Origin of the sequence: Acutalibacter sp. JLR.KK004 (assembly GCF_036941085.1) — a bacterium.
In the GTDB taxonomy this organism is placed as follows: Bacteria; Bacillota; Clostridia; order Oscillospirales; family Acutalibacteraceae; genus Acutalibacter.
This window is the reverse complement of the sequence record NZ_JAYMNQ010000001.1, coordinates 2,451,785-2,466,932: the sequence shown is the minus strand read 5'-3', so window position 1 is coordinate 2,466,932 and position 15,148 is coordinate 2,451,785. Positions and strand designations below refer to the sequence as shown.

General features: G+C 58.6%; 16 protein-coding genes. 4 read left to right on the top strand and 12 right to left on the bottom strand.

Features of this window, described 5'->3' with window-relative positions; translation table 11 throughout:
- The first annotated feature begins 48 nt into the window (after positions 1–48).
- The 4 genes from VSQ30_RS13355 to VSQ30_RS13340 all read left to right on the top strand — a co-directional run bounded on the left by VSQ30_RS13355 (position 49) and on the right by VSQ30_RS13340 (position 2,617).
- The gene (locus VSQ30_RS13355) at positions 49–402 is read left to right on the top strand and encodes a histidine triad nucleotide-binding protein (RefSeq protein ID WP_334464565.1); all 354 of its coding nucleotides are present in this window, start codon (positions 49–51) and stop codon (positions 400–402) included.
- A 3-nt stretch (positions 403–405) separates the two neighbouring features.
- On the top strand, positions 406–1,710 hold the full coding sequence (gene mtaB, locus VSQ30_RS13350) for a tRNA (N(6)-L-threonylcarbamoyladenosine(37)-C(2))-methylthiotransferase MtaB (protein WP_334464564.1): 1,305 nt from the start codon (positions 406–408) through the stop codon (positions 1,708–1,710).
- A 182-nt stretch (positions 1,711–1,892) separates the two neighbouring features.
- On the top strand, positions 1,893–2,159 hold the full coding sequence (locus VSQ30_RS13345) for a GNAT family N-acetyltransferase (RefSeq protein ID WP_334464562.1): 267 nt from the start codon (positions 1,893–1,895) through the stop codon (positions 2,157–2,159).
- Entirely contained in the window at positions 2,156–2,617 is a 462-nt protein-coding gene (locus VSQ30_RS13340; protein WP_334464560.1) for a methylated-DNA--[protein]-cysteine S-methyltransferase, read from the top strand. Before VSQ30_RS13345 ends, VSQ30_RS13340 begins: the two co-directional genes overlap by 4 nt.
- Before the next feature lie 75 nt (positions 2,618–2,692).
- On the opposite strand, the gene VSQ30_RS13335 is transcribed toward VSQ30_RS13340, so the two are convergent.
- From VSQ30_RS13335 to VSQ30_RS13280, 12 genes are all read right to left on the bottom strand, one after another.
- Positions 2,693–3,211, bottom strand: coding sequence for a CarD family transcriptional regulator (locus VSQ30_RS13335; RefSeq protein ID WP_160641876.1), 519 nt, complete (start codon positions 3,209–3,211; stop codon positions 2,693–2,695).
- A 431-nt stretch (positions 3,212–3,642) separates the two neighbouring features.
- Entirely contained in the window at positions 3,643–4,320 is a 678-nt protein-coding gene (gene sfsA, locus VSQ30_RS13330; RefSeq protein WP_334464558.1) for a DNA/RNA nuclease SfsA, read from the bottom strand.
- Positions 4,317–5,093 carry a DeoR/GlpR family DNA-binding transcription regulator gene (locus VSQ30_RS13325; RefSeq protein ID WP_334464556.1) on the bottom strand — a complete coding sequence of 259 codons (777 nt, stop codon included), beginning with the start codon at positions 5,091–5,093 and terminating at the stop codon, positions 4,317–4,319. The genes sfsA and VSQ30_RS13325 overlap by 4 nt, the downstream gene beginning before the upstream one ends.
- A 122-nt stretch (positions 5,094–5,215) precedes the next feature.
- Positions 5,216–7,090 carry a DUF4179 domain-containing protein gene (locus VSQ30_RS13320; protein WP_334464555.1) on the bottom strand — a complete coding sequence of 625 codons (1,875 nt, stop codon included), beginning with the start codon at positions 7,088–7,090 and terminating at the stop codon, positions 5,216–5,218.
- Complete coding sequence (locus VSQ30_RS13315) at positions 7,087–7,614, bottom strand: sigma-70 family RNA polymerase sigma factor (RefSeq protein WP_334464553.1); 528 nt, start codon at positions 7,612–7,614, stop codon at positions 7,087–7,089. Before VSQ30_RS13315 ends, VSQ30_RS13320 begins: the two co-directional genes overlap by 4 nt.
- 168 nt (positions 7,615–7,782) lie before the next feature.
- Positions 7,783–9,240, bottom strand: coding sequence for a pyruvate carboxylase subunit B (locus VSQ30_RS13310; RefSeq protein ID WP_334464883.1), 1,458 nt, complete (start codon positions 9,238–9,240; stop codon positions 7,783–7,785).
- Between the two features lie 207 nt (positions 9,241–9,447).
- Positions 9,448–10,614, bottom strand: coding sequence for a sodium ion-translocating decarboxylase subunit beta (locus VSQ30_RS13305; protein ID WP_160641881.1), 1,167 nt, complete (start codon positions 10,612–10,614; stop codon positions 9,448–9,450).
- Positions 10,615–10,653: 39 nt separating this feature from the next.
- Positions 10,654–11,013 carry a biotin/lipoyl-containing protein gene (locus VSQ30_RS13300; RefSeq protein ID WP_160641882.1) on the bottom strand — a complete coding sequence of 120 codons (360 nt, stop codon included), beginning with the start codon at positions 11,011–11,013 and terminating at the stop codon, positions 10,654–10,656.
- A gap of 56 nt (positions 11,014–11,069) precedes the next feature.
- On the bottom strand, positions 11,070–11,363 hold the full coding sequence (locus tag VSQ30_RS13295) for an OadG family transporter subunit (RefSeq protein WP_237076170.1): 294 nt from the start codon (positions 11,361–11,363) through the stop codon (positions 11,070–11,072).
- A gap of 510 nt (positions 11,364–11,873) precedes the next feature.
- Positions 11,874–12,437, bottom strand: coding sequence for a GNAT family N-acetyltransferase (locus tag VSQ30_RS13290; protein ID WP_334464550.1), 564 nt, complete (start codon positions 12,435–12,437; stop codon positions 11,874–11,876).
- Positions 12,438–12,990: 553 nt separating this feature from the next.
- Positions 12,991–14,370, bottom strand: a complete 1,380-nt coding sequence (locus tag VSQ30_RS13285) for a TrkH family potassium uptake protein (RefSeq protein ID WP_334464548.1) — start codon at positions 14,368–14,370, stop codon at positions 12,991–12,993.
- Between the two features lie 39 nt (positions 14,371–14,409).
- Positions 14,410–14,946: a QueT transporter family protein gene (locus tag VSQ30_RS13280; RefSeq protein ID WP_160641888.1), complete on the bottom strand. Its 537-nt coding sequence runs from the start codon at positions 14,944–14,946 to the stop codon at positions 14,410–14,412.
- Positions 14,947–15,148: the final 202 nt, after the last annotated feature.

Genomic DNA, 15,148 nt, shown 5'->3' with positions numbered 1-15,148 from the left:
CCTAAGCGGGGTTTGGGGCGGCGCCCCAACCAGAAAGGACGGTAATGTATGAAAGACTGCATTTTCTGTAAAATAGCGGCAGGGGAGATCCCCTCCAACAAGGTATATGAGGACGAAACCGTTATCGCGTTCCACGATCTGGAACCCCAGGCCCCAGTACACGTGCTGGTCATCCCCAAGGCCCACATCGCCTCGGCCCAGGAGATAACCCCGGAAAACAGCGGCGTTGTGGCCCATATCTTTGAGGTGATAGCAAAGCTTTCAGGAGAGCTGGGCCTGGAAAAGGGCTTCCGGGTCATCAACAACTGCGGGGAAGACGGGATGCAGAGCGTGCAGCACCTCCATTTCCACCTGCTTGGGCAGCGCAAAATGGGCTGGCCCCCCTTCCCGCCGGAGGAATAATTCTTGAAGGTAAAATTCGTAACCCTGGGCTGCAAGGTAAACCAATACGAGTCCGAGGCCATGCTGGAGTCCATGGAGCAGGGGGGCTTCCAGCCGGCGGAAAGGGAGGAGCAGGCCGATGTGGTGGTGGTAAACTCCTGCACCGTTACAGCCCAAAGCGACCAGAAGGCCCGGCAGGCCCTGCGGCGGGCGAAAAAGCAGAACCCCGGGGCTGTGGCAGTGCTTACAGGCTGCTGGCCCCAGGCTTTCCCCGGGGAGGCGGAGGCCTTCCTGGAAGCGGACGTGGTGCTGGGCACAGCCAACCGCCGGGCGCTGCTGCCCCGGGTGCTGGAATACCTTTCCACCAAGCAGCGGGTGGTGGACATCCAGGCCCACAGCCCGGGAGAGGGCTTTGAGAAGCTGTCAGTTTCCGGGCTGCAGGGGCGCACCAGGGCTTTCCTGAAAATTGAGGACGGCTGCAACCGCTTCTGCTCTTACTGCATTATCCCCTATGCCAGGGGCCGGGTGCGCTCCAAGCCCCTTTCCGACATCCAGGAGGAGGCCCGGCTGCTGGCAGGCCGGGGCTATCAGGAAATCGTGCTCACCGGCATCAACCTTCCTGCCTATGGGCAGGATATAGGCCTGCACCTGTGCGACGCGGTAGAGGCGGTCTGCGGGGTGGAGGGCATCTGCCGGGTGCGGCTGGGTTCTTTAGAGCCGGAACAGCTTACGCCCCCGGTAATAAAGCGGTTTGCCGCCCAGGAAAAGCTGTGCCCCCAGTTCCACCTGTCCCTGCAAAGCGGCTGCGGGGAAACCCTGCGCCGGATGAACCGCCACTATACCCCGGCGGAATATAGGAAGATTGTGGAAGATTTGCGGGAAGCCTTTCCCGGCTGCGCCATCACCACAGACGTGATGGTGGGCTTTGCCGGGGAGACGGAGGAGGAGTTTCAGGAATCCCTTCGGTTTGTAGAGGATATAGGCTTTGCCCGTGTCCATGTGTTCGCCTATTCCCGCAGGCCCGGCACAAAAGCCTATAACGCGCCGGATCAGGTGCCCGCCCCGGTAAAGGAAGCCCGGAGCAAAAGGATGTCGGCGGCGGCCCGGGCAGGCCAGCAGGCATATTACCAGGGCCAGTTGGGCAAAATCTATCCTGTGCTCTTTGAACAGGAAACAGGGGGGCAGATCTATGAAGGACACACCCCCCAGTACACCCCCGTCCGGGTGCAGTCCTCCCGCCCCCTGTCAGGGAAGGTGCTGCCGGTTCTGCTCACAGCAGCAGAAGAGGAATTCTGCACCGGGGTTTTAGCGGAAGAACAAGGCACATGAGCCTTAATAAAGAAACGACACCTGGAAGTATCCAAAGCGAATATTTAAAAACATTTGTGAAACACAAAAGTTTCGTCCACCTTTTCAAAGGTGGTGGGGTCTTTAGGGGCAAAGCCCCTAAACCGCCGGAGGCGGCACATGCGCCTTGGACACTCCCGAAACACCCCCAAGGAGGGAAAGCTATGGAATTTCACCATGAACGAAACCGGATCTATGCCGCCGGGCCAGACGGCGCCCTGCTGGCAGAAATCACCTTTCCGGAAAAAGAAGGCGTGGCTGTTATAGACCACACCTTTGTCCACGAAAGCCTCCGGGGCCAGGGGGTGGCGGGGAAGCTGATGGAAGAGGCTGTTGCCGCCATTGAAGCCCAGGGCTGGAAGGTGGGGGCCTCCTGCTCCTATGCGGTGTCCTGGCTGGAGAAGCATACCAGGCAGGAGAAAAAGACGTGAGCCTGCAGGTGCTCCGCTGCCAGTCTCCCATAGGGGAGCTGACCCTGGCGGCGGAGGACGGCGCCGTTACCCACCTGCTTTTTGGGCGCGTATCCTTCCCCGGCGCCATAGAAGAGGAAACGCCCCTGCTAAAAGAAGCCCGCCGCCAACTGAAGGAATATTTTGCCTGTGGGAGAAGGGAGTTTGCCCTTCCGCTGAAGCCCCGGGGCACGCCTTTTCAGGAAAAGGTGTGGCAGGCCCTCCTGACAATCCCCTACGGGGAAACCCGCACCTACCAGGACATAGCCCTGCTGGCAGGCTCTCCCAAGGCTGTCCGGGCCGTAGGCTCTGCCAACCATCACAACCCCATTTCCATCTTCATCCCCTGCCACCGGGTTATCGGCAAAAACGGATCCCTCACCGGATACGGCGGTGGGCTTCCCGCCAAACGCTTTCTGCTGGAACTGGAAAAGAACTAGGAAGAACGGGCATAAAAAACCAGGCTGCGCAAAACGCCGCCTGGTTTCATTTTTTCCCGGACATGCCGGCAGGGATCACCCCGCCTTTTCCGCATCCGTCACCCGGGCCGTAATATAGCCCCGCACCTCGCTGCGGGGGATCTCCAGGGCGGCGGCCAGCTCTCCGAAAAGCAAGTCCTCCGCCTGTTTGAGGAAGCGTTCGTCCACAGTGCCAAAGCGCCGCTTCTGCCGGTGCATGTTCTCCTTTTTCGCGTAGATGGACATGGTCAGGTCAATAAGATCCTCGCATTTGTGGGACTTCAGCATAGTGTCATAATGCTGTGCCAGCTCCCGGGTAGCCCGGTTGTGATACGCCTCGCACTTGCGCCCAGGTATCAGGCTGATAAGCCGCTCTGCCTCGTCTTTCGAGATAATGGGCCGGATAAACACCTTGTCCGAATCTACCGGCACAGAGATAACGCAGGACTGGTACAGGGGCTTCAGCACATAATACAGCCGCCTCTCTCCTGTGCTGGGAAAATCCTGGGTTTTGATTTCACTGACCCTGCACACGCCAGTGCTGCCATACAGCACCAATTCGCCGATTTCATACATTTGCACAACCCTCCTATACACATAATCTTTTCATAACTCCTTGCATTTTCTCATAATTTCGTGAATACCCAGGCTATTTATACATATAGTATACCACGTTTTGGGGTAAAATGGTAGCCTTCCCGTAAAAAATCCGGCTTCACTCCATCCAATTTTATTCTGCTTTTTTTGGTGGTTTTTTTGGCAGCTGCCCCCCCATAAGCAGGGCGGAAAAACAGCGGGGCGGCTTTTTAGGCCGTCCCGCTTTGAAATATATTATAGAGGCTGCACTCCGGGGCGCAGGCAGGGCTTAATCCCGTAGCTGGGGGTTAAAGACCCGATCCAGGCCTGTAATCTGGGGCAGCATGGAGTGGCGGAACACATACCTCACAATCTTCCTGTCCTTTATCCCCCAAAAGCGCCCCCTATGCGGTCCGGCATAGGGGGCGTTTTTATGGCAGGCGGATTTCCACCGGGCGGCGGGCCGTAAGGGAGGAGGGGGTAACCAGGCAGTCCACCGCGTGGAGGGCTACCCCCTTTGCCTGGGCCTCCCGGAGGGCCAGGGCAAAGGCCGGATGGGTGCGGGCATTCGGCGTAAAATAGGCCACGTCCGCCATCTGCACAATGAAAAGCGCCATGGCCCGGTAGCCCGCCTCCAAGGCGGCGCACAGCTCGTGCAGGTGCTTCACCCCCCGCTCCGTAGGCGCGTCTGGGAACAGCACCACTCCGTCCTCCTCCAGGGTGACTCCCTTCACCTCCACAAACCATTTTTCCCCTGCCGCTTCGGCGTAAAAATCGAACCGGGAGGAGCCAAAGGCGGTTTCCGGCCGCAGGAGGGTTAAGCCGGGCAGAAGGGTGGGCAGATATTCCGCCGCCGCCTTGTTGGGGGCCTGGCTGTCCATGTTGATAAGCCTTTCCCCCTTTTCCACGGCAATCAGGTCAAACCGTGTTTTCCGCTTAGAGTTCCCGCTCTCCTCCAGATACACCGCAGCCCCCTGCACCAGCAGCTCCCGGCAGCGCCCTGTGTTTTTCACGTGGCAGGTTTCCACCTGCCCGCCTGTCTCCACCAGGGCGATAAAGCGGTTGGGCCGGGCTAAAAACGTCCCCTTCACCACCTTCCCGTATGTCATAGCCTTCCCTCCCGGGCCACAGTGAGGATTTCCACTCCCTCCCGCCCCAGGGCCAGCCGGGATTCCTCAGGCAGGCCGTCGTCTGTCACCAGCAGATCCACTGCCCCTCCAAGCTGTAAGGGCACCACCCCGTGGCGGGTGAACTTTTCGCTTTCCGTCAGCACCGCCACATGCCCGGCTTGTGCCGCCATGTCCCGCACAGCCTGCGCCCGGAGGTGGTCGCTGTTGGTAAAGCCCATCCGGGGGGTATAGCCGTCTGTGCCGATAAACAGCCTGTTTACAAAGAAGCCCTGGGCGCCCTGGGCCACCAGGGGGCCAACCATCACCTGCGCGTCGTTCTGGTATACGCCCCCCAGCAGCACCACATGGGCATGGGGCTTCTGCCGCACAAAGCCCGCGATAAAGGCGCTGTTTGTCACAATGGTCACGTCCCGGCGGGACGTGCAGATTTCCTCCGCCAGCAAGGCGCAGCAGCTTCCGCTTTCAATCATCACCGTCTCCCCGTCCGCCACCAGCGCTGCCGCCCGTTTGGCAATCCGCCCCTTGCAGGCGTAGTGGTAGGCCAGCCGGCTGGAGAGATCGTCCTCGCTTTTTAAGAGGGCATAGCCATGCTCCCGCCGCAGCACCCCCTTTTCTTCCAGCGTGTCCAAATCCTTGCGCACCGTCACACTGGAAACCCCCAGCACCTGGGCCAGGGCCGCCACCTCCAGCTTTTTCTCTTTGGCAAGCAGCTCTAAAATTTTCGTTTCCCGTTCCTTCACCCGAATCCCCATCTGCGCCCCATACCTTCCCTTTCCCGTTTTCTAATCAGTATAGCGCTTTTTTCTTACAGTTGCAAGGGAATTCCTTTCAAAAAAAGCAAGCCCCCAACTGGAGGCCTGCCCTTTATTTAGGTTTAGTTTGCCTGGCTCTTTACATTGCCAAACACTTCATAGCCATTGGGGTTGTCGGCCAGCACCTCGCCGGTGCTCTTCTTCACAACCTCTATCCGGTCGGTAAACTGGTTGTTCTCCGCTGTCCACTGGGGGTCTACCGGCTCATCCACATAGAACCGGAAACTGATGGCCCACTTCGGCCCGGCGGGATATTCCATAAACTGCATGGTTTCCCGCAGGTCGGCACAGTCGCGCATATAGAGGTCGCGGCCGTTTTCATCGGTGTAGTGGTACGTGCCATATTCGGTCTTTTCCCATTTGTCCATGGCCGGGGTGCTCATGGTGCCCAGCAGCTCGCCGCCCCGGTAGAATCGCAGTTCCAGATCCGGGTCGTCCACGCCGCAGTATAAGTCTGCCTGGTAGGTCCAGCCGTTGAGGTCGGTTTCCGCGTCAGCGCCATAAGAATGGCGGTCTACATAGCGGTAAGGCTCTATGCCGCCAGAGCCCATCATATATCCTCCGGTGATATCCGGGGTGTGCTGGGTGTTGATATATTCCTCCACATCTATTTTTTCAAACCCGTCCGCCAGATAGGTGTCGCTGGGCACGGCCTCCCCGGTTTCCAGGTCAATGGTCAGCTCGGTAAACAGCTTGGGCTTGGGGGCGCCTTGGGAGTCGTATTGCCAGTTAAACAGGCTGTTATCAAATATGCGCAGCTTCACCTTTTTGCAGTCTGCCGGGGCGCCGTTGAAGCCAAGGGTATGCTCTAGCATCTCGCCCTTCTTGGGCCAGTCATGTTCGCCCTGCTTCGCCCCCGCCAATTTGGGGTCTTCCTCCCAAAAATTGGAGTTGCGCGCCAGCTCCTGGCCGTCCTCGGTGTAGAGGAAGCACTCGTTGGGAATGCCCTTCACAATGCCGAAATGGTACATTTCCTCGCCCTCATAGCCCCACATGGGGGACTCGATCTTTATCTTGATATACCCCGGCGTACTCTCCACTTCTTTGACGCTCACGCCGTTGTCCTGGCCCTCTCCCACGCTGATGTGGTTATGGCTGGTGTTCACAGTCACCTCAAATTCCGCCTCAAAGCCTACGGGGATATAATCTGGGGTGGCATACTTCTCATGGCCCTTTCCATAGTGGGCCTCCAGCGCCGGGATGGACATCTCCACAGTAACCTTCTCCCCGTTTTCCGGCATTTCCCCGCCGTGGACGGGGAGGGCATAGGCAAGGCCGATTTTCCCCTCTGCCGGGGATCCGGTTAGGCCGCTGCTTTCCACGCCTGTCACAGTGCCGTTTATGGTATATCTTGCAGGGGCATAGGGTTCATCCTCCTGGGAGAGGGAGCCTGCCCTGTCGTAGGGGAAGATAGCTTCATATTCTGCCGCGCTTTCCGGGCACTCCATCTCCAGGGTGAAATATACATAGTTCCCGTCGCAGAAGGCCTCGTCCACAGTCAGTTTATAGCCGCTGTCCTGCTCTGCAAGGGCCACCTGGCTCACCTGCTCCAAATCGTCATAAGTGTCTAAGTTGGTGCCCATGGGGTTTTTGCCGTTTATCTGGGCAAACAGCCCCCCCAGGCCCGGCAGGCTTTCAGTGAAGCCCGGATTCACAGTGTTCAGCCCCATCAGCAGCACCATTGCCGCCGCCATGGCCCCGCAGGCCCCCAGCAGCCCCCGCACCGCCCGGTGCATGGGCTTCACCTCAAAGGGCGTCACCTCCACGAAGTCATCTTCCGCCCCGTATACAGGCCCCTCATAGGTTTGAGGCATTTCCCCGGGCAGTTCCGCATATATCCGGCGCAGCCTGTTCTCCACAGCCGCCGGAACCGCCGGGATTTCCAGTTCTTTGAGAAGCCGCCGGGTTTCTTCGTTTCCTCTCTGCAAATGCTTCATGTGCAGTCTCCCTCCTGTCCCAGATAGATTTTCTTAAACCGCTGCCGGCTGCGCATCAGCCGGGTTTTCACTGTGCCCTCTTTCACGTCCAGCAGGGAGGCGATTTCCCGTATGCGCAGCCCGTCCATGTAGTGAAGCGTCAGCACCAGCCTGTCGTTTTCCGCAAGCTGGGAAAGGCTCTGGCGCACGTCCATGGCCCTGTCATAGTCCGGGGCCTGTGCCGCCACCTCTCCCAGGCCCTCCATGGGCGCGGTGCGGCGGTGGCCCCGCAGCAGGTCGCAGCAGTTGCGTATCAGCACCCGGGTCAGCCAGGTTTTAAAAAACCTCGGTTCCCGCAGGGTGCATAGCTGGGAGAAAGCCGCCAGCACCGTCTCCCCGATGGCGTCCGCCGCGTCCTCCTCGTTGTGCAGGATAGAAAGGGCTATCCGGCTCATGGAAAGCTTCTGGCTCTCCATCAGCGCGATGAAGGCTTCCTGATCGCCCTTTTTTGCCCTTCTCACCAGCTTTTCAATAGATTCCGCCATGTTTCCCATCCTCTTTTCTCCCGCAGAATTGCTTTCGCCGCGGGGCTTCCTAACTATCATTTACACCCATTAGACGGCCCGGGCATGGGAAAGGTTCGCCCCCTGAAAAAATTTTTTCATAAAAAAGCGGCACAGCCGAAGCCATGCCGCCGAAAGGACTATTGCGTTTTAGAAATTGCCGTTTGTCAAGTCCTCCACCACTAAGGTGCGGGGGGAGTTGTCAACAGCATTTGCTGCCGCCGGGGCCTTGGAAGCGGTAGCAGGAGCGGGCGCTTCCCGCTTCTCGGGATGATCCCGCCAGTCCAGGAACTTTGTGGCAACCTGCTGGAACAGGGCGTAGCTCAGCACGTCCTCCTCGCAGTGGCCAATGCCCTTTTCCTTGCACTCGGCCCGCAGCTTCTCCATTTCAGGCTCCAGCAAATCGGCAGGACGGCAGGTGATAACCTCCGCGTCGCCAATGGCCTTCTTCCGCACGTCCTCGTTCACAGGCGCGGGAAGCTGGCCATATTCGCCCCGCAGCAGGCCCTTGCTCTCCTTGGTCACCATCTTATAGCGGTCGCCGGAAAGCACGTTCAAAACAGCCTGGGAGCCTACAATCTGGCTGGTAGGCGTTACCAGCGGGGGATAGCCGAAGTCCTCGCGGACGCGGGGCACCTCAGCCAGCACGTCATAATATTTGTCCTCGGCGTTTGCCTGCTTAAGCTGGGAGATAAGGTTAGAAAGCATGCCGCCGGGCACCTGATACAGCAGGGTGTTCACGTCAACCTTCAGCACCTTGGGGTTGATGTCCAGCTTCTCCGCCACGCCCCGGAAATGGGCGGCGGCTTCAGACAGCTTTTCCATGTCAAGGCCTGTGTCGCGGCTGGTGCCCTTCAGGGTTGCCACCATGGCCTCTGTGGCGGGCTGGCTGGTGCCGTTTGCCAGGGGGGACAGGGCGCAGTCCACAATGTCCACGCCGGCCTGGGCAGCCATGAGGTTTGTCATGTCGCCGGTGCCGGTGGTGTTGTGGGTGTGCAGATGGATAGGCACGCCCACGTTTTCTTTCAGCTTCTTCACCAGGGAATAAGCGTCATAGGGCAGCAGCAGGTTTGCCATGTCCTTAATGCAGATAGTGTCAGCGCCCATCTTTTCAAGCTCCATAGAGAGCTTCACAAAGTATTCCTCATTGTGAACAGGGCTTTTGGTGTAGCTGATAGCCACTTCCGCCATGCCGCCATACTCTTTCACAAACTTCACAGCGGCCTGGACGTTTCGGGGATCATTCAGCGCGTCGAAAATACGCACCACGTCAATGCCGTTTTCAATGGACTTCTTCACGAAAGCCTCCACCACATCGTCAGCGTAGTGGCGGTAGCCCAAAATGTTCTGCCCGCGCAGGAGCATCTGCAGCTTTGTGTTAGGCAGGCCCTTCTTCAGGGTGCGCAGGCGCTCCCAGGGATCTTCATTTAAAAAGCGCATGCACACATCAAAGGTAGCGCCGCCCCAGCACTCCAAAGACCAGAACCCAATGCTGTCCAGTACGGGCAGGATAGGCTCCATGTCCTCAATCTTCATGCGGGTGGCAGCCTGGGACTGGTGGGCGTCACGCAGGATGGTGTCCATGATCTTTAAAGGATTCTTAGCCATAATGCGATTCATCGCCTTCCTTTCTCATGATTTCAATACCCCGCCGCCCGGAGGCGCCTAAAAGGCTCCCTCCGCGCCGCAAGGCATCCGTTTTTACAAAGGCTGTGGTGTATCTGCAAGGCCCCCCGCGGGGGAAAACATTGCCTTACCCACAACAGCAGTGCGCGCAGCGCACGGATGCGCGACTCGGATCCAGCGTCACGCTGGTTAGCCGAACAGGGCCAGTAGTACGCCTGCGGCTACGGCAGAGCCGATAACGCCGGAAACGTTGGGGCCCATGGCGTGCATCAGCAGGAAGTTGGAGGGATCCTCCTTCTGCCCTACCACCTGGGACACGCGGGCCGCCATGGGAACAGCGGATACGCCGGCAGAGCCAATCAGGGGGTTTACCTTCTCCTTGGCAAATACGTTCATCAGCTTTGCCAGCAGCACGCCGCCGGCAGTGCCCATGCCAAAAGCCACCACGCCCATAAGCAGGATGCCCAGGGTTTTCAGGTTCAGGAAGTTGGCGGCAGTAGCGGTAGCGCCTACGGAAATGCCCAGGAAGATGGTGACGATGTTCATCAGCTCGTTCTGCACGGTCTTGCTCAGGCGGTCAACCACGCCGCTCTCGCGCATCAGGTTGCCAAGCATCAGGCAGCCCACCAGGGGGGCTGCACTGGGCAGCATGAAGGAGACAAAAATGGTGACGATGATGGGGAAGAGGATCTTCTCCGTCTTGGAAACAGGGCGGAGCTGGCTCATCTTGATGCGGCGCTCCTCCTTGGAGGTGAGGGCCTTCATGATAGGGGGCTGGATAACCGGCACCAGGGCCATGTAGGAATATGCCGCCACAGCGATAGGCCCTAAGAGATGGGGGGCCAGGGTGGCAGTGGTGTAAATGGCGGTGGGGCCGTCTGCGCCGCCGATAATGCCGATAGAGGCGGACTCAGGGCCGGTAAAGCCCATCAGGTGGGCGCCGATGTAGGTGATGAAAATGCCAAGCTGGGCGGCAGCGCCCAGAAGCAGGCTCTTGGGGTTTGCAATCAGCGGGCCGAAGTCGGTCATAGCGCCAACGCCAACGAAAATCAGGCAGGGATAAATGCCCAGCTTCACGCCCAGATACAGGTAGTCAATCAGGCCGCCGTGCCCGGTGCCAAGCTCTGCCCAGTTGATAACGCCGTCTGCAAAATACTCGGCATGATACATGCCCGCGCCGGGCAGGTTTGTCAGCAGCATGCCAAAGGCAATGGGCAAAAGCAGCAGCGGCTCGAATTTTTTCACGATAGCCAGGTACAGCAGCGCACAGGCCACGACGATCATCACCAGGTTCAAGGGGTTTTCCCCGATGAGGGCGAAGCCGGTGCTCTGCAAGAAGTTCATAATAGCTTCCATGGATTCCACTCCTTATTTTTTGATTTCATCCGGTCGCGCTCAGGCGATGGTGCACAGGAGTGTGCCGCTCTCCACGGAGGAGCCCTTGGAGACGGAAACGGCTGTAACAGTGCCGTCCTTGGGGGCCATAATCTCGTTTTCCATCTTCATGGCTTCCAGCACCATCAGCACCTGGCCAGACTTCACAGCCTGCCCTGCGGCAACCTTCACGTCCAGGATGGTGCCGGGCATGGGGGCGGTAACCTGCTCGCCGGCGCCGGCAGGAGCGGCTGCGGGGGCCGGGGCGGGCGCGGGTGCAGGAGCGGCTGCGGGAGCGGCCACAGGGGCAGCGCCGCCCTTTACTTCTTCTACTGTAACTTCATAAGCGGTGCCGTTTACGTTTACATGATAGTTTCTCATAATACCAGTTACCTCTCAATCAAATTTAACTTCTGGCTGCAGCCTGCACGCCAGGCTCACAGCTTGCGGATAGAATGGATCTTAATGTGGTTCACGTCCGCGCCCATGTCTTCAGCAATGGCAGCCGCGATGGCAGCCACAACCTGCTGCTTGCTGCCTCCCGCGGCGGGAGCCTGCGCCACAGGGGCGGGGGCCGCGGCCGGTGCGGCGGCAGGGGCAGGGGCTGCGTTGCCGGTGAACTTCGTCATGATTGCGCCCATAATCTTGATGATGATAATGAGGCAGATCAGCACCACGAAAACCGTGCAGAGTCCCATTGCGATAACCTGTACAAAGCTGGGTTCGTTCATAAAAATGACCTCCTTTCCCCCAAGATTATTAAAAAAACATGATAATGAAGCGTGTTATAGCAAAAAACGGGACATTCTTTCAGGGTATCCCTGTTTTCTGCTAAACTGGCCCGAAGGGGAACCCCCTCCGGCGAATCTGCCCTCCCTTTCCCTGCAAAAAGCTATACCCGCAGGCAGGAGGGGCTTCTTTTTGACAAAATGCCCTTCTTCCGCATTTTATCAAAAATCAAATAAATCATAGCACACCCCAGGGATTTTTACAAGTAGCTCTGTACACAATTTGTTAAAATATTTTCAATCTTCCGGAAATGCCTCTTGCCTCCCCAGGCTGCCAACGGCTTTGCCAGGGCTGGCGTGTCTCCCAGCCCCCGGAAAAAAGAAACGGATGGGCAAAAACCCATCCGTCATGGGGCTGCGCCCACACCGGCAGCGCCGCTTTTTCCCGGGCGGCTTCAGGGCGCGGTTCCATTTAGCAAGCCCCTCCGCAAAGCGGAGGGGCAGCTATCGGCATCACGCACGCACCAGCAGCGCCGCCTTTTCCCGGGCAGCCTCATATTCATGGTTTAAAAGCAGGTAAGGCTTAGTGGGCTTTAAGGCCTCCGGGTCGGCGGGGCGCAGGGCATACCGGGCTGTCAGCACCTGCCCGCCCTCCTCCTGGGGCACAAAGCCCATAGCCGCAAAGAAGGCCCGGCCTGTCTCGTTGGGCAGGCCGATACGGGCAAAAACCTCCCGTCGGTTCCCCAGCTCCATCATGTCCCGCATCAGCGTCCACAAGGCCCGGCCCACGCCTATGCGCTGATACTCTGCCTTAACATAAAGCTGGAATTCCACAGAGAACAGATTTTCCGGATCATTCCGGTTTTCCGTCAGGTGGCAGAAGCCAGCCGGGGTGGAATCTATCTCGCACAGCAGCCATCCCAGCCCATACGTATAGGTATCTATGCGCCGGATATAGTCCTGCAGCTCTGGCAGGGCATCCTCCGGCGCCAGGGGCGTCCCCACATAGGGGGCATAAATTTTCAGCATGGAAGGCCCGTCCCATTCGTTAACGCGGCGCACCGCTACTTTTGCCATAATAATCGCCACACGATCCGGTTCTGCGCAAAAAGCCGGGAAAACAGCCCTTTGCCCCCGGTACCGCCCTTTCCTTTGGTTTCTGGATTGTATGAAATTATACCATATAAGCGGCAGGATCGCAAGCGGCCTGGGAAGCGGGAGGCTGCTTTCCGGCAGGATTTTTTCCTGTAGAACCTGTATTCACAACCAGTATCCGCCTTCTAAGCGGTCTTTTGGGAGCCGCTCTATGTTAAATTTTCCTGCCCAAAAAATTCTCGCTCATCCGGCAATTTTGATTATGAATACAGGTTCTTAATTTAATGGGCGCAAACGGTGTCCACCCTATCCTGCAAAACGGCTGCGCCATTTCATTGCAGGGTAGGATTTCAAACAAGCCCTAATCATAAGGAAGGCAGGCCCCGGGAGCGGGCCTGCCTTCCTCTTATGTCAGATAGTAAACGCACTTGAAAATCGGTATGTACCGATTTTCAAGCCGGACGGCTGCGCCGCCTGGTTCAAAAGAGGTATTCTGCCTCTTTTGAACTGCATGAACTATAATAGTATATTGCTTTTATCCAATCAGCATCCGGCCTTCAGGCAGGATGGAGCCGTTGGGCTTTTTGGCGCGCATCAGGATGGACAGGCCGAAGGACAGGGGGCCAACCCGCCCGATAAACATGGTCACGCACAGCAGCAGCCGGGATATCACGTCCAGCCGGGGGGTCACGCTGGCGCTCAGCCCCGCTGTCCCAAAGGCGGAAGCGCACTCATACAGCACGTCCAGAAAGGGAATCTGGGGGTTTAAAGCGCCGATAATGCCCGCGTCAATGAGAGTGACCGCCATGCCGCAGGCCACCACAGTCATGGCCTTGAACACCACTCCTGTGGCAAAGCGCCTGCCCAGCACCACCGCCTCGTCCCGGCCCCGGATGGTACACAGCAGGGTGGCAAACAGCACCACCATGGTGGTAACCTTCACGCCCCCGGCTGTAGAGCCAGGGCACCCGCCGATAAACATCAGCCCCACAGAGGCAGCCTTTGTAAAGTCCTTCATCCCCTGGATGTCCACCGAGGCAAAGCCGGCGGTGCGGGTGTTGGTAGATTGGAACACCGACGCCACCAGCTTTTCAAAGAAATTCAGGTGCCCCATGGTATTGTTATACTCGCAGATGAAAAACATCAGCGTCCCCGCCCCCAGCAGGATCAGCGTGCCCCGCAGGCACACCTGGGTGTGGAAGTTCAGCCGCTCCCTGTCCTTGCGGCGGAAAGCGGGGGCCAGCTTGCAGCGGTAAATATCCTGCACCACCACAAACCCCAGGCCCCCGGTGGCGATAAGGGCGCTGACCGTCAGGCTCACCAAAGGATCCCCGGCAAAGGCCGAAAGGCTCGCGTTGCCGGGCACAAAGCCCAAAATGTCAAATCCCGCGTTGCAGTAGGCGGAAACCGCCACAAACACAGAGGGCCATATGCCCCTTGTGCCATAGGCCGGCACCAGCCGCAGCATTAAAAGCCCGGCCCCCAAAGCCTCGCACAGGAAGGTAAAGCCCAGCATCAGCTTTAAAAGGGGCACAATCTCCTGCATGTCCCCGCCGGAAGCCTCCCGGGCCAGCACCAGCTCCCGTATCCCCAGCCGCTTGTGAACCAGCAGGGAAAAGCCGATGGCAAAGGTGGAAAGCCCCAGCCCTCCAATCTGGATGAGCACCAGCAGCACCCCCTGCCCGAACACGCTCCAGTGGGCGGTGGTGTCCACCACGGAAAGGCCCGTCACGCAGGTGGCGGAGGTGGCGGTAAACAGGGCGTCCAGCGGGTTGGTAAAGGTGCCGGAGGCGGCGGAAAAAGGCATAGTAAGCAGTGCTGTGCCCAAAAGGATGACCAGCACAAAGCTGCCCACAATCAGCCGCACCGGCGGCGTAACCTTCCGCTGCCCCTTGGCTTTGGCGGGTTTTGGCATGAAAAGCCCCCCTGTTCTCAAAAATAAGTATCGTTCCTATCAGCCCAGGGCCTTTTCCGCAATCCGGGTTTTCACCAGGGCAATCATCAGCGGATAGCCCAGCAGGGTGCAGACCACCAGCTCTCCCAGCCCCACAGACAAAGCTCCGGCCCCGAAAGCGGCGGGGGAGAAGTTCCCCCAGGAGAAGGCCCCGGCCTCTGAAAGGCAGGAAACCTCCAGCCCCACAATGAGCGCGTTCAGCACCACAGGGGGCAGGGGGGCCAGCACAGGAATCCCCCGCACCTGCACGCCGGAAAGCATCCGGGTGCCCAAAGCCGCCAGCAGGGTGGCGCAGGTGCCGAACACCCAGTCCACAATCCCCAGGGGGCTTAGGAGGTTTGACAAAAAGCAGCCCAAAGCAAGGCCCGGCACAGCCGCCGGGGTAAAGGCGGGCAGCACGGTGAGGGCCTCGGAGAAGCGGAACTGCACCGGGCCATAGGCCAGGTTCAGGCTTGCCGCCGCGTAGGTCAGCACCGTATACAGGGCGCAGATCATGGCGCTCTGGGCTAAGAACCGTGTTTTCTCGTTGTTTTTCATAGATTTCTTCCTCTCTGTTCCGAGGGCTGAAGCCTGGAAGCAGGCCCCGCCCCCTAGTTTTGTTTTAGGTCAGGATCTCCCGACTGACCCGGCCCCAAAAGGAGCCGCATGGGTAGGATACACCTTTTCCGGGGAAAATGCAAGAACTTTGGGCCTTTTTCTTGTGGTTTTGCGTGGCCCGCCCTTTCCACCCTTATACAAA